Consider the following 17,095-nt stretch of genomic DNA (forward strand, 5'->3'; position numbering starts at 1 on the left):
CCTCGGCGCAGCCGTCAGCAACGCCTTCAGCATGAGCGGGCCGTCCAACAGCCTCGACAACTGGGGGATGATCAACAACGGCCTCATGCTGTCCGGGGACGGCGAGAACCACGTGGTCAACCGCAACCCCGCGACCATCAACGGCAACATCATCTCGACCGGGTCGGCACGCGACACGATCGACAACCACGGGGTGATCAACAACTCGGTCAGCCTGGGCGCCGGCGACGACATCTTCGTCAACCGGGCCGAGACCGACGGCGGAGCGGGGCGCACGCAGATCGACACGGCCCACGGGACCATCGATCTGGGACCGGGGAACGACGTCTTCTACATGCGGGGCGGGGTGGCGAACGGCCAGATCATCCTCGGCGATGGCGACGACGTCGGCGTTTTCTCCGACGGCCGGGCCTCGCAGGCCGTGCTCGGCGGCGCCGGCTCCGACAACTTCACCTGGAGCGGCGGCACGATCGGGGGCCTGAACCTGGGCGCCGACGACGACCGGGCGACCTTCTTCAACCTCGGCCCGAGCAACCTGCCGCCGGGCCAGATGTACGACGGCGGGACCGGCGCGGACTTCCTGTACTGGAACGGCACGACCGGCGACGACGTGGGCCGCTACGTCAACTGGGAGCGCTTCGAACTGGCCAGCGGCTCGCAGCTGACCTTCTCCAACTTCCAGACCCTGAGGCTGGGCGACTCCGGCTCGGGAACCGGGCGCCTCGAGATCGACGGCTCCAGCAGCGTGAGGGCGGGCCAGGGCGTGCACACGGTCGCGCCCTTTGCGTCCGGAGGGCTGGTCGCCCTCAACAACGCCGGTCTGATCGACCTGACGAACGGCGGCTCCAGCACGAGCGACCGGTTCGTGGTCATGGGAAACTATTTCGGCTCCAGCGGCCGCGTCTCGCTGCAGACGGTGCTCGGCGGACGACGCCTCGCCGTCGGACCGGCTCGTCGTTCAGGGCGCCGGCGCCACGGCCTCCGGCTCCACCACGCTGCTGATCACCAACCTGGACGGCGCCGGGGCGCTGACCACCGGCGACGGCATCCGCGTGGTCGACGTGGCGGGCGGCGCCGCCAGCGCGGTCGACGCGTTCACGCTCGGCAACCGCCTGGCCGCGGGCGCCTTCGAATACACGCTGGCGCGTGGCGGAACGGGCGCCGGTGCGGCCGAGAGCTGGTTCCTGCGCTCGCACCTCCAAACGCCGCCGGACCCGCCGACCGAGCCACCTACGGAGCCGCCAACCGAGCCGCCCACCGAGCCTCCGACCGAGCCGCCTACGGAGCCGCCCACGGAGCCTCCAACCGAACCTCCGACCGAGCCTCCGACGGAACCCCCCCCGGAGCCGCCGACGGAGCCCCCCACCGAACCGCCGACGGAGCCGCCCGTGGCGCCGCCGCCCGAGCCCCCGCCGGCCCCCCCGGTGCAGCCGACTGAGCCGCCGCCGGAGCCTCCCACCGTCCCGCCGGTCGACGTGCCGACGCTGCCGCCGCTTGTCCCGCCCACGGAGCCGCCGACCGAACCGCCGACACAGCCGCCGACCGAGCCGGAGCCGGCCCCTCAGGCCCCCGAGCCGGTCGACCCGCCGCCGGCGCCGGCCCCGCCGCCGCCGATCGTCGAGCCGCCGGAGTCCGGCGGCGGCGGCGCGGCCATTCCGGAGCTTCCGGAGGTCCCCTTGCTGCGGCCGGAACTGCCGGGCGAGACGCTGGCTCCGGTGATGGCGCACCAGATGGGGATCGACGAGGTCGGGACCTTCCACGAACGCCGCGGGGACCAGAGCTTCCTCACTGGCCAGGGCGCGGTTCCCGGCGCCTGGGCCCGCTACTGGCGCCACACGGCCAGGCAGGGCGCCGACCAGCGGCTGGCGGCCAACGGCTTTGCAATGGCGCCGAGCTTCGACGGCGCGGCCTGGGGCGTGCAGGCTGGCCTGGACCTCTGGGCCAGCGAGACCGGCCAGAGCCGCCTCGGCGCCTTCTACAGCTACGCCGAGGCCAGGGGCGACGTCTCCGGCGCCGTGCTGGGCGGCGACACCGGCCGGCGGGTGGGGACGCTGAGGCTGAAGAGCGACGGCGTGGGCCTGACCGGGACCTTCGTCGGCGAGCGGGGATTGTACCTCGACCTGGTCGTGCTCTACCGGCGCCTCAAGGCGAGCTCGCAGTCGATCTACGGCGTGCACGCGCACACCTCGGGCGACAGCCTGACCGGCTCGATCGAGGTCGGCTATCCGTTCCCCCTCGGCGGGACCTCCTGGGTGATCGAGCCCCAGGCCCAGCTGATCGCGCAGAGGGTCGAGCTGGATTCGACCAGCGACCTCTACTCGCGCATCGACTACGACTCGTTCGACACCGTCACCGGCCGGCTGGGCCTTCGGGCGACCAGCGAGTTCCAGGTCGGCGGGGCGCAGCTGAGGCCCTTCGCCCGGGTCGACCTCTGGCGCGACTTCGGCGACGAGAGCGATATCCGTTTCGAGGACGAGCCGATCGCCTGGCGGTCGGAACGGACGTGGGTCAAGGCCGGCGGCGGCGCGACGCTGGAGTTCTCGTCGGGCCTGGCCGTCTTCGCCGAAGGCTTCTGGAGCGCGGATGTCGAAGGCGCCCCTCTCGAGGGCCACGGCGTGAACATCGGCCTGAAGTACAGCTGGTGAGCGGCCCCCTCCGCGTCGTCGAGCGCGGCGCGGTTCAACGCCCCTGCGCCGGCGTCAGCGAGCTGTCGACCATGATCTCGGCGGAGATGGCCTCCAGGGCCGTCTCGACCTCGGCGGCGCGCAGGCCGGGCGGCAGGCGCAGGCGGGCGTCCATGTGGAAGAGGGCGCCGCCGGAGTGGGGCTCGGCGCTGATGCGGGTCTCGAAGGTCTCGATGTTGACCTCCAGGCCGGCCAGCACGGCGGTCACCTGGCGGACGATCCCAGGACGGTCCTGGCCGACGAGGCTGAACTGCAGGGCCTCGCCCTGGGCGGCGGCGGCCTCCTCGCCTGCGGGCGCGACGCGCACCTCCAGGCCCTGGGCGTCCACCGCGCGGACGGCCGCCTCCAGGGCGGCGACCTTGTCCGGATCTAGGGCGACCAGCACCGATCCGACGTAGAGGCCGCCGAGCCGGCTCAGATGGCTCTCCAGCCAGTTGCCGCCGGCCGACAGGACGGCGCCCGCCAGCGCCTCCGTAAGGCCCGGCCGGTCGCTGCCGATCACGCTCAAGACCACCGACGCCATCAGCTGCTCTCTCCGTCCGGGTGAGGGCGCGAACGAGCCACGCGCGCCTCGGTCAGTCAATCCGCAGCGCCCGCCTCACGATGTGAGGCCGAAGCTCACGCCCTGGGGAGTGATCCAGGAAAGGACCTCGCCCTTGCTCGCCCCCGCCGCCCCCGTCCTCGCCCGGCGTCCCGGTCATGATGTCCGGCGGCGCGGTCATTCAAGGCGCCGCCCCGCGCCCGTAAATCCCCGGCTCCCGGCATTCGCCGAACAACGATCAAGGAGCCGAGATATGTCGACCGAAGTCCTCACCCCGCCCACCGTCACCAACGGCGTCAACGTCACCGCCATGAAGGAGGTCATCTCCGCCGTCCAGGCCAACCCGGAGATCGGCAAGTTCAACTTCCGCCTGAAGAACAGCTGGATCGAGGGCGACCGCAACCGTTCGACCATCAAGGACTTCACCGGCGCGCTGACGACCCATCGCGCGGACGGCAAGGCCTTCGTGTTCGAGAACGGCGAGCATCAGGTGCTGCTGGGCCGCGACGAGGCCCCGAACCCGGTGGAGTGGGTGCTGCACGCCCTGATCGGCTGCATGACCACCACCACGGCCTACCACTGCGCCGCCCGCGGCATCGAGGTGGGGGCGATCGACTCCGAGGTCGACGGCGACCTCGACCTGCGCGGCTTCCTCGGCCTCTCGGACAAGGTCCGCAAGGGCTACAGCCAGATCCGGGTGCGCATGCGGGTGCAGACCGAGGCCCCCGCCGAGACCATCAAGGCGATCACGGACATGAGCCCGGTGAAGGACGTGGTCGGCCGCTCCGTTCCCATCGACGTCAGCGTCGAGACCTACTGACCGTCCGCCGCGCGGCCGGCGCTCCCCCGCCGGCCGCGCGCCAAGGGCGGCCATCGAGAAAAGCAGAGAAACGCCATGACCTACCCCTACTCGTTCAAGGACTGCCTGCAGCGTTCCGAGCGCATCACCTGGCGGGTCGAGGACCTGATCGGGCCCGACAAGCCGCTGGACTTCGCCCGCCCGTTCATGCCCGAGAGCCTCGCCCGGACGGGCGGGCTCGCCTTCCTCTCGCCGGGCGAGACGCTGGCCCTCAACCAGATCCGCGGCCACACCTACCTGGCCATGTTCGGGCTGATCGAGGAGTACATCCTGCCGTTCATGCTGGACCACGCGCGGCCCTGGCTGAGCGGCGACGACTATCGGGCCCGGGCCTTCCTCGAGTTCATCAGCGAGGAGGCCAAGCACATCCACCTGTTCCGCTGCTTCCGTGAAGCGTTCGCGGAGGGCTTCGGCAGCCCCTGCGAAGTCATCGGCCCGCCCGAGGCGATCAAGGCGCACGTCCTGTCGCATCCGCCGCTGTCGGTGGCGTTGCTGACGCTGATGATCGAATGGATGACCCAGCGCCACTACACCGAGAGCGTGGCCCAGGACGAGGGGCTGGATCCGCAGTTCAAGAGCCTGCTGCTGCACCACTGGATGGAGGAGCATCAGCACGCCCAGCTCGACGCCCAGCTGGTGTCGCTCATCGCCGAGCAGATGACCCACGCCGAGATCGAGGCGGCCATCGACGGCTTCCTGGCCCTGGGCGCGTTCTTCGACGATGGCCTGAAGGCCCAGGTCGGGCTCGACCTGGACGCCTTCACGAGGAAGACGGGCCGCCGGCTGAGCAAGTCCGAGCGGGAGCAGGCGTTCGAGATCCAGCTCCAGGCCAACCGCTGGACCTATATCGGCAGCGGCATGAGCCATCCGAAGTTCCTGGAGAGCCTGGGCCGGCTCGACGCCGAACGGCGAACCGAGGTCGCGGCCATTGCGCTGGAGTTCGCGTGAGGAGAGGGGGCGGCCAAGCCGTCCCCCCCTTGGCCGTCTTCAGGCCAGCCGCAGCGTCGGGCCGATGAAGCGCAGGCCCAGGCGCTGGACGACGCGGCGCGAGGACAGGTTGTCCCGCGCGCAGCCGTAGAACAGGCGCCGGTCCGCCAGGGCCGGGTGCCGGGTCCAGGCGGCGGTGACCGCCGCGCCGAGCCCGCGGCTCCGGAACCCCGGAAAGGTGACCAGGCCCAGGGCGGCGCTGCGGGGGCCCAGCCGGGCGGCGAAGGCGACGGCGCCGACCTCGCCGCCGATCAACGCCACGCACCACGGCGGCCAGAACTCGCTGACGTCTCCAAAGCCGTTCGCGGCGAGGTGGGGCGGCATGCCCTCGGCGGCGAAGCGGGCCATCAGGGCCTGGCCGGCCGGGCCGTCCGAGTAGACGAACTCGGCGTCGAGGGCGGGCGCGAGGCCGTTCGGCAGGTCGAAGGAGAGGTCGAATTGCGGCGCCGCGCCCGCCAGCAGCGCGCGGTAGCGGGCGAGGAAGCGGGGTTCGCCCTCGGGGCTCGCGAACGGCGGCTCGGCGGCCGCGAGGCGGCCGAGCTCCTGGGCCACGTCCGGCTCCAGGTCGTGGCGCAGGCGCAGGAGGTTGCCTTCGGCGCACCCGGCCAGGAACATCCGCGGCGCGGGGCCGGGAGTCGGCTCGTTCTCGGCCGTGATGCGCCCGTCGGCTCGGGTGAGGAAGGTCGCCTCGGCGTCGAGAGCGAGCAGCTCCAGGTCGTTCAACCCAGGAGGCCCGTCTCGGCGCTCGCCAGCTCCGGCCCGGCGGCGGGCGCCTCCGCCGGCTCCAACACCTTGCCCGGGTTGAGGATGTTCCTCGGGTCGAACATCGCCTTCAGGCGGCCCATCAGGGCTATCTCCTCGGGGCTGCGGGAGCAGGCCAGGTAGTCGCGCTTCTGCAGGCCGACGCCGTGCTCGGCGCTGATCGAGCCGCCGACCTTCTGCAGGTGGCCGTAGACCAGGTCCTCGACGGCCTTGCGGGCGCTGCGCTCGCCGACGCCGGCGATGATGTGCAGGTTGCCGTCGCCGAGGTGGCCGAAGACCACCATGGTCGCGTTCGGCCAGCGCTCCAGCAGCGCGGCCTTCAACCCGGCCAGGTAGGCCTCCATCGCCGAGATCTTCAGCGACACGTCGAAGGTGAACACCGGGCCGTTGCGCGCCACCTGGGCGACGTCGTCGCGAAGGGCCCACATCCGGTCGCGCTCGGCCTTGGACTTGGCGACCACCGCGTCGGCGACGAGGCCGGCCTCGAGCGCCTTCTCCAGGGCCCGCTCCATGCGCTCGGAGTCGCCGGCCTGGTCGGCGCCCAGCGTCTCGACGAGGACGTAGAAGGGCGCGCCGTGCGGCAGGATCGGGCGGCCCTTGGCCGGCTCGGTGGTGACCAGCTCGTAGAACTCGCGCCACATCACCTCGAAGGCCGAGAGCGTGCCCGACAGCTCGCGCTCGAACAGGCGCAGCAGCCTGGGCAGGTTCTCGAAGGTCTCCACCGCCAGGAAGGCGGCGTCCTGGCTCGTCGGCTGGGGCCGAAGGCGCAGGACGACGCGGGTGACAATCCCGAGGCACCCCTCCGAGCCGATGAACAGCTGCTTGAGGTCGAAGCCGGTGTTGTTCTTGATCAAGGGGTTGAGCGCCGAGACGATCGTCCCGTCGGCCAGCACCCCCTCCAGGCCCAGCACCATGTCGCGGGTCATGCCGTAGCGCAGCACCCGGTTGCCGCCGGCGTTGGTGGAGACCACGCCGCCGATCGTCGCCGAGCCCCGCGCGCCGAGGTCCAGCGGCAGGAACAGCCCCTGCGCCTCGGCCGCCTCGCAGGCGGTCTGCAGCACGCAGCCGGCCTGGACCGTCATGGTCGAGCCCTGTTTGTCGATTTCCTCGATGCGGTTCATGCGGTCGGTGAGGATCGCCACCGCGCCGGTGGCGAAGGCGCCGTCCACCAGACCCGTGCGCCCGCCCCAGGGGGTGACCGGAACGCCCGCGGCGTGGCAGGCCTTGAGCAGCGCCGAAACCTCCTCGGTCGAGCGCGGCCTCGCGACCGCCAGCGGCTGGCCAAGACGCGTCCAGACGCTCTTGGCCGCGTCGGCGGCGTCATCGCCGGTCAGCAGGCCGCCGGGGCCCAGGATGTCGGAGAGCTTGGCGAACAGCTGGTCCATCGGTCCCCTCCCTTGTGGGGTTTGGGACCATCTTAGCCTTGTCCGCCGCCTTGCGGAGTGGGGAAACGCCGGTCAGGCCGCGGCGGCCGGGTCTCCGCCGAGCGCGGCCTGCAGCGCCTGCAGCAGGTTGTCGGGCTTCATCGGCTTTTCGACCACGCCGTTCATTCCGGCCTTCAGGTAGCCGGCGGCGTCCTCGGGGTCGGCGTTGGCGGTGAGCGCGATGATCGGCACCCGGCCGAGGCGCCCCGGCAGGGCGCGGATCGCCTTGGAGGCGGCCACGCCGTCCATCCGCGGCATCTTGATGTCCATCAGGATCAGGTCGAACCGGCCGGTGCGCGCCGCCTCCACCGCCTCGACGCCGTCCTCGGCCATCTCGGAGGTGCAGTCGAACATCTCGCACAGGGTCTCGGCGACCATCCGGTTGGTGGCGTTGTCGTCGACGATCAGCACGTGGGCGGCCCGGGCGTTGGGCGTCTCCTCGCGCGTCTCCTGCGGCGCCTGCGCGGTGGCGGCGGTCAGTTCGAAGACCACGGTCTCGCCGGCCCCGGCGTTCGGCTCCACCTGGATCTTGCCGCCCAGCGACTTGACGATGCGGTGGCCGAGCGCCACGCCCAGGGCGGTCTCCAGGCCGAAGCGGGCCTCGATCTCGCGGATGTCGTACTTGTCCTCGATGCTGGAGCGGTCGCCGCTGTCGCGCACGCGGCCCTCCAGGCGCAATCCCTCGCCGTCGGCGACGGCCTTCAGGCTGGCCTCGATGCCGCCGCGGCGGGTCCCGGCCACCGCCTGGGCGATGAAGCCGTCGAACACCTGCATCAGCCGGCCGGCGTCGAGCTCGGCCAGCGCCTCGGGATGGCCGTGGTAGGAGACCGAGAGGGTGACGCCGTTCTCGGCCGCGCGGGTCTCCCAGCGCTGCTGGACCTTGTCCATGATCTCGCGCAGCAGGGTCGGCTCGGGCGTGTAGGTCAGGTCCTGGGTGGCCGCCGCCTTCAGCTCGACGCTGCTCTCCAGCACCCGGCGCACGGTTTCGGCCGCCTCGGTGATGCCGGCGATGCAGGTCTGGGCGTCATTCCCCAGGGGCTGACGCGCAAGTCTCTGGGCGAGCGCCAGGACGCCGTCCATCTGCTGACGGACCTCGTCGGTGATACGCTCGAAGAAGAACTCGGGCAGGGACATGGACCGCCAGGTTTTTTGTCTTCCGGCACAATTGACTCCGAGCGCTTGCAGAGACGTTAAATTCAACCGGCTGCGGTCGCTCCTGACCAGAAATCCAAAAATGCCTCTTCGCGGCAGGCGCTTGCGCAGGCGCGCAGCGGGCGCATATGGGGGCCGATGAACAGTTCCCAGCCCGCCTGCGAGGCGATCGTCCTCTTCTCGGGCGGCCAGGATTCCAGCGTCTGCCTGGCCTGGGCGCTGGAGCGGTATGGACGCGTGGAGACGGTCGGCTTCGACTACGGCCAGCGCCATTCCGTGGAGATGCAGGCGCGCAAGGTGGTGCGCCGGGCGATGGCCGAGCGCTTTCCGCAGTGGGCCGGCCGGCTGGGCGCCGACCACATCCTGGAGATCCGCGGCTTCGGGGCCATCGCCGACACCGCCATGACCGCAGAGCGGGCCTTCGAGCTGACCGACAAGGGCTTGCCCTCGACCTACGTGCCGGGCCGCAACCTGGTGTTCCTCACCTACGCCGCGGCGCTGGCCGACCGGCGGGGCGCCGAGGCGCTGGTGGGCGGGATGTGCGAGACCGACTTCTCCGGCTATCCCGACTGCCGGCGGGAGTCGCTGGATGCGCTGGAGCGGGCGCTGAACCTCGGCATGGCCCAGGACTTCCGGATCGAGACGCCGCTGATGCGGCTGACCAAGGCCCAGACCTGGGCGCTGGCCAAGGGCCTGGGCGGCGAGGCGCTGGTCAGCCTGATCCTCGAGGAGAGCCACACCTGCTACCGCGGCGAGCGGGGCGCCCGTCACGCCTGGGGCTACGGCTGCGGCGACTGCCCGGCCTGCGAGCTGCGGGCCAAGGGATGGGACGGCTGGGTCGAGGCGGGCCGGCCGGCGCTGGCGTCATGAGCTACGCGGTCAAGGAGATCTTCCTCACCCTGCAAGGGGAGGGCGGCCAGGCCGGGCGGCCGGCGGTGTTCTGCCGCTTCTCCGGCTGCAACCTGTGGTCCGGGCGCGAGCAGGACCGGGCCAGCGCCGTGTGCAACTTCTGCGACACGGACTTCGTCGGCATGGACGGGCCGGGCGGCGGGCGTTTCGCCACGCCGGACGAGCTGGCCGGCGCCGTCGAGGCGGCCTGGGAAGGCGGCCCGGCCGGCCGGCTGGTGGTCTGCACGGGCGGAGAACCCCTGCTGCAGCTCGACCCTTCGCTGATCGCGGCCCTGCACGCCCGCGGCTTCGAGATCGCCGTGGAGACCAACGGCACGCTGCCGGCGCCGGCGGGGATCGACTGGATCTGCGTCAGCCCCAAGGCCGACGCCCCGCTCGCCCAGACCCGCGGACAGGAGCTGAAGCTGGTCTTCCCCCAGCCGGGCGTCGATCCGGCCAGGTTCGAGGGGCTGGATTTCGAGCGCTTCTTCCTCCAGCCGATGGACGGGCCGGACCGGGCGGCGAACACCCAGGCGGCGATCGCCTATTGCCTCGCCCACCCCCGCTGGCGTTTAAGCGTCCAGACCCACAAATACCTGGGCATTCCCTAGAGGCGGCTCAGCCCGCCCGCCGCACCTCCAGACTAGATGACCTCACCCATCTTCGAGATCACCAAGGCCGCGACCTTCGACGCGGCCCACTACCTGCCCGACGGCTCGCCCGAGCGCGGCTACACGCGGATGCACGGCCACTCGTTCCAGGTGGAGGCGTCCGTCCGCGGGGAGGCGAGCGGGCCGGTCGGCTGGGTCGCCGACCTCGCCGACCTCGACCAGGCGCTGCGGGAAGTGGCCGGCGAGCTGGACCACGGGGTGCTGAACGAGAAGGAGGGGCTGGCCAGCCCCACGCTCGAGAACCTCTGCCGCTACTTCGCCGCCCGGCTGAAGCCCCGGTTCCCCGGCCTGTCGCGCATCGTCGTCTCGCGGCCGAGCATCGGCGAGCGCTGCGCGATGGAGGTCGGCTAGTACGCGCCGTGCTCCTCCGGCGGCCGCTCCTTGCGGTCGGGGATCGCCGCGCCGACCACCTTGCCGGCGCCCTTGGCGGCGACGCCGACGCCCTTGGCGGCGACGCCGACCGTTGCGCCCGCCACGCCCACCGCCGCCCCGGCGGTGGCGCCGACGACCGTCGAGATGCAGCCGGACAGGGCCAGCCCCGCGGCGATGAGGACGAGAATACGCACTGAGGTCACTGGAGAACTCCTGGACGCCCCGCCGCGAAGGGGACGCCGCAATCCGCGCCGAATGATGGCGCTGTCCTAGATCTCTTGAGTCGGCGCCGGCCGGCCCGCGGCGTCGGTCTTGCGGCGCATCGGGCCTCGGTATTCCGGATCGTCGCGGCGGCGCCGGTCGGGGCCGAAATATCCGGCGGTGCGGACGAACGGGCGGGGATGTTCGATCACCCGCTGAAGCCGCTCGATGACGCCGCGGGCGGTGAGCGGCTTGGCCAGGAACTCGTTCACGCCGGCGTCGCGGGCCGCCGACACCCGGGCCAGGGTGAAGTGGCCGGTGACCATGATCACCGGGGCCATCTGGTTGGGGCTGTCGGGGGCGTTGCGCAGCCGCCTGACGAACTCGATGCCGTCCATCGGCTGCATCGACAGGTCGGTGAAGATGATGTCGATCTGGTGCTCGCGCAGCTGCTGCAGTCCGGCTGAGCCGTCGGCGGCCTCGAACACGTGCTGCACGCCGATGGAGCGCAGGATCTCGGTGACGAGGATCCGGGCGTGCTGGTTGTCGTCGACCAGCAGGATCTTGAGCGTGTCGTAGCGCACGGCGGCGAGGCAGGCCCAGCTAGAGGGAGGCGCGGCGGCGAACCACCGCGCATTAGGGCCTCTTAGACCACGGTCAACGAGAAGTGGAAGTGGCCGCGCCTACTCAATTCGGCGCGGCCAAAGGCCTCAGGCGCAATCCACCATGACGATCTCGGCGTCCTTGCGGGCGCGGATCGACAACCGGGCCTCGTCCTTGATCGCGGCGCCGTCGCGCGGGCCGAGGGTGACCTCGCCGACCTCGACCTCGCCGGTGGCGGCCACCAGGTAGAGGTGGCGGCCCGGCTCGGCCTCGTAGGTCAGCTCGTGGCCGGCCTGCAGCGTCGCGCCCAGCACCCGGGCGTCGGCGCGGATCGGCAGGGCGCCCTCGTCGCCGAGGCCGGAGGCCAGCACCGAGAAGGCGTTGGCCCGATCGTCCTTCGGGAAGGGCTTGGCGCCCCAGCCGGGCTCGCCGCCGGAGCTGCGCGGCTCGATCCAGATCTGGAACAGCGTCGTGGTCTCGGGCTCGACGTTGTACTCGGCGTGGCGGATGCCCGAGCCGGCGCTCATCACCTGCACGTCGCCGGCCTCGGTACGGCCCTGGTTGCCCAGGCTGTCCTGGTGGGTCACCGCGCCTTTGCGGACATAGGTGATGATCTCCATGTCCCGGTGCGGGTGCGGCGGAAAGCCGGTCTGGGGCGCGATCTCGTCGTCGTTCCAGACCCTGAGGGACCCCCAGCCCATGCGATTGGGGTCGTACCAATTGCTGAAGCTGAAGTGGTAATGGGCGTTCAGCCAGTCGTTCTGGAACCGGCCGAGCTCGGAGAAGGGGCGCTTTTCGATCATGGCGTTGAGATAGGCGAAGTAATCGCGGGAACAACGGCCTTGCCGCTTCCAATGCGGAAACAGTCTATTGCCCGACTCAGCGCACCCGCGAGACGCTCAGGCCGGGCCCGTCCATGTTGATGTAGGTCGTGGAGAGCCGCGGGTCGGTCTCGATGGCGCGGATGAAGCCTGGGTCGGGCGTGGGGTAGCGGACGTTGTGGGCGACGATCGCGCCGCCCTTGCGCACCTTGGGCAGCAGCTTTTCCAGGTAGTCGAGGTAGCCCTCCTTGTCGGCGTCGATGAAGACGAGGTCGATGGGCCCCGAGAGCTTCGTCACCTCCTGGTGGGCGTCGCCGACGACGATTGTCACGAGGTCCGACACGCCCGCGCGTTCGAAGTTGCGGCGGGCGACCTCAGCGGTCTCGGGGTCGATCTCGTAGGTGGTGAGCGTCCCTCCGGTCTTGCGCAGCCCCAGCGCCAGCCACAGGCCCGAGTAGCCGCGGAAGGTCCCGATCTCGACCGCCCGCCTGGCGCCGATCTCCTCCACCAGCTCCTTCAGCGCCTGACCGTCGGGGCGCGGCACGCCCATGCCGCGGTTGGCCTCCAGCTCGGCCATGACGGCGGCGACGCGGCCGTCCTCGACGGCAGGGGCCGCTTGCGCGCAGGCGGCCGCGGGCAGGCTGGCGGCGAGGAGGGCGACGGCGGAGAGGAGGGCGCGCATGGGACGGGGCTCCATCGCAGGGTGAGGCCAGGATAGCGCCGTCGCTCCCAGTTCCCCAACGCTCCGTCGTCGCCGGGCTTGTCCCGGCGACCCAGCCCGTTGCGGCAGGCTCGTCAGGATGGGTGGCCGGCATGAGCCGGCGGCGCCTTACCGGCCGGGCGCGTGCGCGCCGCCGCCGGTCTGGGCGCGGTGGCGGAGGAAGGCGTCGGCGAGGACGCAGGCCATCATCGCCTCGGCCACCGGGGTGCCGCGGATGCCGACGCAGGGATCGTGGCGGCCCTTGGTGCGGACCTCGATCTGCTCGCCGGCCTCATTGATGCTCTGGCGCGGCGTCAGGATGGAGGAGGTGGGCTTGAAGGCCACGCGCGCCAGCACCGGCGCGCCGGTGGAGATGCCGCCCAGGATCCCGCCGGCCTTGTTGGTCAGGAAGATCGGCCCCTCGTTGCCCATCCGCATCTCGTCGGCGTTCTCCTCGCCCGAGAGGGCGGCGGCGGCGAAGCCGGAGCCGATCTCCACGCCCTTGGTGGCGTTGATGCTCATCAGCGCGCCGGCGAGCTCGGCGTCCAGCTTGCCATAGATCGGCGCGCCCCAGCCGGCGGGGACGCCGCTGGCCTCCACCTCGACGATCGCGCCGGTGGAGGAGCCGGCCTTTCGGGTCTTCTCCAGGTGCTCTTCCCAGACGGAGACCATCTCCGCGTCCGGGCACCAGAAGGGGTTCTCGTGGGTCTGGTCCCAGTCCCAGCGCTCGCGGTTCACCGCGTGGGGGCCGATCTGCACGACGGCGCCGCGAATGGTGACGCCTTGCAGGATCTTGCGGGCCACCGCGCCGGCCGCGACCCGCGCGGCCGTCTCGCGCGCCGAGGCCCGGCCGCCGCCGCGGTAGTCGCGCACGCCGTACTTGGCGAAATAGGTGTAGTCGGCATGGCCCGGCCGGAACGCCTGGGCGATCTCGGAATAGTCGCGGCTGCGCTGGTCGACGTTCTCGATCAGCATGGAGATCGGCGTGCCGGTGGTGACCTGGCCTCCGGTCCGCTCGTCGGAGAAGATGCCGGACAGGATCTTCACCGCGTCCGGCTCCTGCCGCTGGGTGACGAACTTGCCCTGGCCCGGGCGGCGCTTGTCCAGGAAGGCCTGCACGTCGGCCTCGGTCAGCGGAATCCCCGGCGGGCAGCCGTCGACGACGCAGCCCAGGGCCGGCCCATGGCTCTCGCCCCAGGTCGTCACGCGGAACAGGTGGCCGAAGGTGTTGTGCGACATGGCTGCGCCTTTAGACCATTTCCCGCTGCGCCGACTACCTCCTCTCCCCCGAGGCGCAGCCCGAGGGGAGAGGATTGAGGAGAGGGGTGGAGCTGAGGAAGCGCCTTCGAGGCGGTTGCTCGATATAGCAAGGAGGGGGCGCGCCTTGGGCGAGCATCCGGCGCGGGACGGAGACCGCTTCGCCCCTCTCCCGACCTCTCCCCCCGCTCTTCGAGTCGAGGGAGAGGAGGGCTCTCAGGCCGCCCAGGCGGCGGTGAAGCGTTTGCGGGCTTCGGACGCCGGTTCGGCCTCGCCGGGGGAGAGGCGGACGAACAGGTGGCCCTGGCGGTGGCGGCCGCGGGCGGGCAGGCCCTGGCCCTGCAGCCGGATGAGCGCCTGGGCGCCGGACTTCTCGGTGATCCAGACGATGCGCCGGCCGAGCGGCGTCTCGACCGTCAGCTTGCCGCCCTGCTCCATCAGCCGGGGCGGGACCTTGGCGGTGATCCACAGGTCGTCGCCGCGGACCAGGGTCTCGCCGTCGCCGCGGATGACCACCGGCAGCTCGACGCCGTCGGCCCGGACCTTGTCGCCGGCCCGCAGGCCGGCCGGCAGCGTCAGGCGCAGGCGGCGGCCGTCGGAGAGGGCGTGCTCCACCTCTCCGCCCAGCATCGCGACCTCGGGGGTGATCTCCAGCTCGACGCTGGAGGTCTTCGGCTTCCAGCTGCGCTCGTGCGCGCGCGGCGCGCGGGCCTTGGCGGGCATCCGCAGCAGCAGGTGGTAGGCCTCGACCACCTCGCGGAACCGCTCGGCGTCGCCGCCGCGGTCCGGGTGGGCCTGCTTGGCCTGCAGCCGGAACGCGCGCCGGATCTCGGCGGTGGTGGCGGTTTCGGACACGCCCATCAGTTGGCGGGCGCGTTCGAGGCTCATGGTGGGGTCTTGGCCGCTCATCGGACGGCCAAGCTAGAGGCCGGCCGGTCAATGGTGGGTTAAGCCCTGCCGCTCTTGGCCGCCGCGCGCTATAGCGGGGGCCATGAGCGAGCCCCTGATCCCGCCGTCCCCGTCCGAGGACGAGTATGTGCGCCAGGTCGCCTCGGCCGAGCCGCCGCCGCCGATGGCCGAGGACGACCCCTTCGCGCTGTTCGCGAGCTGGCTGCGCGAGGCGGTCGAGCGCGAGCCCAACGACGCCAACGCCATGGCCCTGGCCACCGTCGACGAGGGCGGCATGCCGGACGTGCGCATGGTGCTGCTGAAGGACGTCGATCCGGCCGGCTTCGTCTTCTACACCAACCTGGAGAGCGCCAAGGGCCGCCAGCTGGCCGGCCATCCGAAGGCGGCGCTGCTGTTCCACTGGAAGTCGTTGCGCCGCCAGGTGCGGGTGAGGGGGACGGTGTCCTCGGTCACGCCGCAGGAGGCGGACGAATATTGGGCCACGCGCGCCCGCCCGGCCCAGCTGGGCGCCTGGGCGTCCGACCAGTCCCGGCCGCTGCCCGAGCGCGGCGCGTTCGAGAAGCGGATCGCCCAGATGGGCCTGAAGTTCGGCCTCGGGAAGGTGCCCCGGCCGCCCAACTGGTCCGGCTTCCGCGTGGCGCCGGCCAGCTTCGAGTTCTGGCGCGACCGGCCGTTCCGCCTGCACGACCGGCTGGTGTTCGAGAAGAGCGGGGCGGGCTGGACCACCCAGCGGCTCTATCCTTGAGCGAGGAGGCGGAGGTCGCCGGCTTCCTGGGGGGCCGATCCGAGTCCGTCATCGAGACTTCCTGCGCGCGGGTGTTCCTGAACGGCCCGCAGGCGCTGAAGGTGAAGCGCCGCCTCGACCTCGGCTTCCTGGACTTCACCACGCTGGAGAAACGCCGCTGGGCCGTCGAGCGGGAGCTGGCGTTCAACCAGGCGACCGCGCCGGACATCTATCGCGCGGTGCGCCGGATCACCCGCGAGGCCGACGGCCGGTTGGCGGTGGACGGGGCGGGGGAGGTCGTCGACTACGCCCTGGAGATGCGCCGCTTCGACGAGACGGCGGTGCTTTCCGAGCGGCCCGAAGCCGTCGACGGCGACCTCGCCGAGGCGCTCGGGCGGCTGATCGCCCGCGCCCACGCCGCCGCTCCGGTGCGTCCCGACGCCGGCGGCCTGAAGGCTTTGAAGTACACCATCGATTCCAACGCCGAGGTGCTGGGCGCGCTGACCGGCGAGCTGGGGGAGGGGGAGGTCGCCGACCTCGTCGCCCGCACCTACGCCGCGCTCCGGGCCGCGACGCCGCTTCTGGAAGCCCGCAAGGCGGCGGGCTTCGGCCGGCGGTGCCACGCCGACCTGCACCTGGGCAACATCCTGCTGGAGAACGGCCGGCCGGTGCTGTTCGACTGCATCGAGTTCAACGACCAGCTGTCGGATATCGATGTCCAGTACGACGTGGCCTTCCTGCTGATGGACCTGGCCTTCCGCGGCCGGGGAGAGGCCGGCGCGCGGGTGCTCGCCACCTGGCTGGACCAATCGGCGCGCACCTTCGGCCCCGCCGTCTACGACGGCCTCGCCGCCCTGCCGCTGATGCTGTCCGTCCGGGCGGCTGTGCGGGCGCACGTGGCGGTGCACAGCGGCGATGTGGAGCGGGGCCGGGACTATCTCGCCGCGGCGCGGCGCCACCTGTCGCCGCCCCCGCCGCGGCTGGCGGCGGTGGGCGGCCTCTCGGGCGCCGGCAAGAGCACCTTCGCCCGCGCCGCCGCCCCGGCGCTCGGCGCGCCGCCCGGGGCCGTGGTGTTGCGCACGGACGAGGTGCGCAAGCGGCTGGCGGGCGTCGATCCGCTGGAGCGGCTGCCGGCCTCGGCCTACGAGCCCGCGTTCTATGCGGCGGTCTACGATGCGGTGTTCGACGCCGCCGCCCGGATGCTGAGGGCCGGCTGGTCGGTGGTGCTGGACGCCAGCTTCGTCGACGACGTCGCCCGCCGGCGGGCGGAGGCGCTGGCCGGCGAGCTGGCGGTCCCCTTCGACGGCGTCTGGCTGGAGGCGCCCACGGCCGTGCTCGAGCAGCGGGTGCGCGGGCGGACGGCCGACGCCTCGGACGCCACCGTTGAGACCATCGCCATGCAGCAGGCCCGAAACCTCGGCCGTATTGAGTGGTTGGTTATGGACGTGACCGACGGCGCGGCGCCCGCGGCGCAGTCATGGGCTTCCCGCCGGGGCCTCGGCGAGGCTAAGTGAGCGCTGATTAGACAACTAAGCGCCGG

18 protein-coding genes are annotated in these 17,095 nt (G+C 71.8%); 8 read left to right on the top strand and 10 right to left on the bottom strand.

The features are described from left to right. Positions 1 to 881 precede the first annotated feature (881 nt). Positions 882 to 2,645, top strand: a complete 1,764-nt coding sequence (locus ACFSC0_RS12600) for an autotransporter family protein (RefSeq protein WP_377283966.1) — start codon at positions 882 to 884, stop codon at positions 2,643 to 2,645. A 34-nt stretch (positions 2,646 to 2,679) separates the two neighbouring features. Here the strand turns inward: ACFSC0_RS12600 and ACFSC0_RS12605 are convergent, their stop codons facing one another. Further along, positions 2,680 to 3,207, bottom strand: coding sequence for a glycine cleavage system transcriptional repressor (locus ACFSC0_RS12605; protein WP_377283808.1), 528 nt, complete (start codon positions 3,205 to 3,207; stop codon positions 2,680 to 2,682). Positions 3,208 to 3,478: 271 nt separating this feature from the next. Here ACFSC0_RS12605 and ACFSC0_RS12610 point away from each other — a divergent pair, with 271 nt between their 5' ends. Next, on the top strand, positions 3,479 to 4,045 hold the full coding sequence (locus tag ACFSC0_RS12610; protein WP_377283807.1) for an OsmC family protein: 567 nt from the start codon (positions 3,479 to 3,481) through the stop codon (positions 4,043 to 4,045). 75 nt (positions 4,046 to 4,120) lie between these two features. Beyond that, positions 4,121 to 5,032, top strand: a complete 912-nt coding sequence (locus tag ACFSC0_RS12615) for a hypothetical protein (protein ID WP_377283806.1) — start codon at positions 4,121 to 4,123, stop codon at positions 5,030 to 5,032. A 39-nt stretch (positions 5,033 to 5,071) separates the two neighbouring features. Here the strand turns inward: ACFSC0_RS12615 and ACFSC0_RS12620 are convergent, their stop codons facing one another. The 3 genes from ACFSC0_RS12620 to ACFSC0_RS12630 all read right to left on the bottom strand — a co-directional run bounded on the left by ACFSC0_RS12620 (position 5,072) and on the right by ACFSC0_RS12630 (position 8,391). Continuing rightward, positions 5,072 to 5,794, bottom strand: coding sequence for a GNAT family N-acetyltransferase (locus ACFSC0_RS12620; RefSeq protein WP_377283805.1), 723 nt, complete (start codon positions 5,792 to 5,794; stop codon positions 5,072 to 5,074). After that, positions 5,791 to 7,218, bottom strand: a complete 1,428-nt coding sequence (locus ACFSC0_RS12625) for an FAD-binding oxidoreductase (RefSeq protein ID WP_377283804.1) — start codon at positions 7,216 to 7,218, stop codon at positions 5,791 to 5,793. The genes ACFSC0_RS12620 and ACFSC0_RS12625 overlap by 4 nt, the downstream gene beginning before the upstream one ends. A 72-nt stretch (positions 7,219 to 7,290) precedes the next feature. Next, positions 7,291 to 8,391 carry a response regulator gene (locus ACFSC0_RS12630; RefSeq protein ID WP_377283803.1) on the bottom strand — a complete coding sequence of 367 codons (1,101 nt, stop codon included), beginning with the start codon at positions 8,389 to 8,391 and terminating at the stop codon, positions 7,291 to 7,293. A 156-nt stretch (positions 8,392 to 8,547) separates the two neighbouring features. On the opposite strand from ACFSC0_RS12630, the gene queC reads away from it, so the two are divergent. The 3 genes from queC to ACFSC0_RS12645 are packed head-to-tail and all read left to right on the top strand — an operon-like array spanning position 8,548 to position 10,319. Continuing rightward, on the top strand, positions 8,548 to 9,279 hold the full coding sequence (queC, locus tag ACFSC0_RS12635) for a 7-cyano-7-deazaguanine synthase QueC (RefSeq protein ID WP_377283802.1): 732 nt from the start codon (positions 8,548 to 8,550) through the stop codon (positions 9,277 to 9,279). Next, a complete protein-coding gene (gene queE, locus ACFSC0_RS12640; RefSeq protein WP_377283801.1) occupies positions 9,276 to 9,908 on the top strand; it encodes a 7-carboxy-7-deazaguanine synthase in 633 nt (210 codons plus the stop codon). The genes queC and queE overlap by 4 nt, the downstream gene beginning before the upstream one ends. A 36-nt stretch (positions 9,909 to 9,944) precedes the next feature. Then, positions 9,945 to 10,319, top strand: coding sequence for a 6-pyruvoyl trahydropterin synthase family protein (locus ACFSC0_RS12645; protein ID WP_377283800.1), 375 nt, complete (start codon positions 9,945 to 9,947; stop codon positions 10,317 to 10,319). On the opposite strand, the gene ACFSC0_RS12650 is transcribed toward ACFSC0_RS12645, so the two are convergent. The 6 genes from ACFSC0_RS12650 to ACFSC0_RS12675 all read right to left on the bottom strand — a co-directional run bounded on the left by ACFSC0_RS12650 (position 10,316) and on the right by ACFSC0_RS12675 (position 14,831). Continuing rightward, the gene (locus tag ACFSC0_RS12650) at positions 10,316 to 10,543 is read right to left on the bottom strand and encodes a hypothetical protein (protein ID WP_377283799.1); all 228 of its coding nucleotides are present in this window, start codon (positions 10,541 to 10,543) and stop codon (positions 10,316 to 10,318) included. The genes ACFSC0_RS12645 and ACFSC0_RS12650 overlap by 4 nt on opposite strands. 66 nt (positions 10,544 to 10,609) lie before the next feature. Further along, complete coding sequence (locus tag ACFSC0_RS12655; protein WP_377283798.1) at positions 10,610 to 11,125, bottom strand: response regulator; 516 nt, start codon at positions 11,123 to 11,125, stop codon at positions 10,610 to 10,612. A 126-nt stretch (positions 11,126 to 11,251) separates the two neighbouring features. Then, complete coding sequence (locus ACFSC0_RS12660; RefSeq protein ID WP_377283797.1) at positions 11,252 to 11,947, bottom strand: pirin family protein; 696 nt, start codon at positions 11,945 to 11,947, stop codon at positions 11,252 to 11,254. 76 nt (positions 11,948 to 12,023) lie between these two features. After that, a complete protein-coding gene (locus tag ACFSC0_RS12665) occupies positions 12,024 to 12,647 on the bottom strand; it encodes an O-methyltransferase (protein WP_377283796.1) in 624 nt (207 codons plus the stop codon). A 147-nt stretch (positions 12,648 to 12,794) separates the two neighbouring features. After that, positions 12,795 to 13,904 (bottom strand): chorismate synthase, encoded by a 1,110-nt coding sequence (aroC, locus tag ACFSC0_RS12670; RefSeq protein ID WP_377283795.1) that lies wholly within the window; start codon positions 13,902 to 13,904, stop codon positions 12,795 to 12,797. 234 nt (positions 13,905 to 14,138) lie between these two features. Next, a complete protein-coding gene (locus tag ACFSC0_RS12675) occupies positions 14,139 to 14,831 on the bottom strand; it encodes a DnaJ domain-containing protein (protein ID WP_377355153.1) in 693 nt (230 codons plus the stop codon). A gap of 82 nt (positions 14,832 to 14,913) precedes the next feature. On the opposite strand from ACFSC0_RS12675, the gene pdxH reads away from it, so the two are divergent. Together pdxH and ACFSC0_RS12685 are read left to right on the top strand one after the other, a co-directional pair. After that, on the top strand, positions 14,914 to 15,576 hold the full coding sequence (gene pdxH / locus ACFSC0_RS12680; protein WP_377283793.1) for a pyridoxamine 5'-phosphate oxidase: 663 nt from the start codon (positions 14,914 to 14,916) through the stop codon (positions 15,574 to 15,576). After that, positions 15,573 to 17,069, top strand: coding sequence for a bifunctional aminoglycoside phosphotransferase/ATP-binding protein (locus tag ACFSC0_RS12685; RefSeq protein ID WP_377283792.1), 1,497 nt, complete (start codon positions 15,573 to 15,575; stop codon positions 17,067 to 17,069). Before pdxH ends, ACFSC0_RS12685 begins: the two co-directional genes overlap by 4 nt. The last annotated feature ends 26 nt before the right edge of the window (positions 17,070 to 17,095 follow it).

The organism is Phenylobacterium terrae (assembly GCF_042681205.1).
GTDB classification, from domain to species: domain Bacteria; phylum Pseudomonadota; class Alphaproteobacteria; order Caulobacterales; family Caulobacteraceae; genus Phenylobacterium; species Phenylobacterium terrae.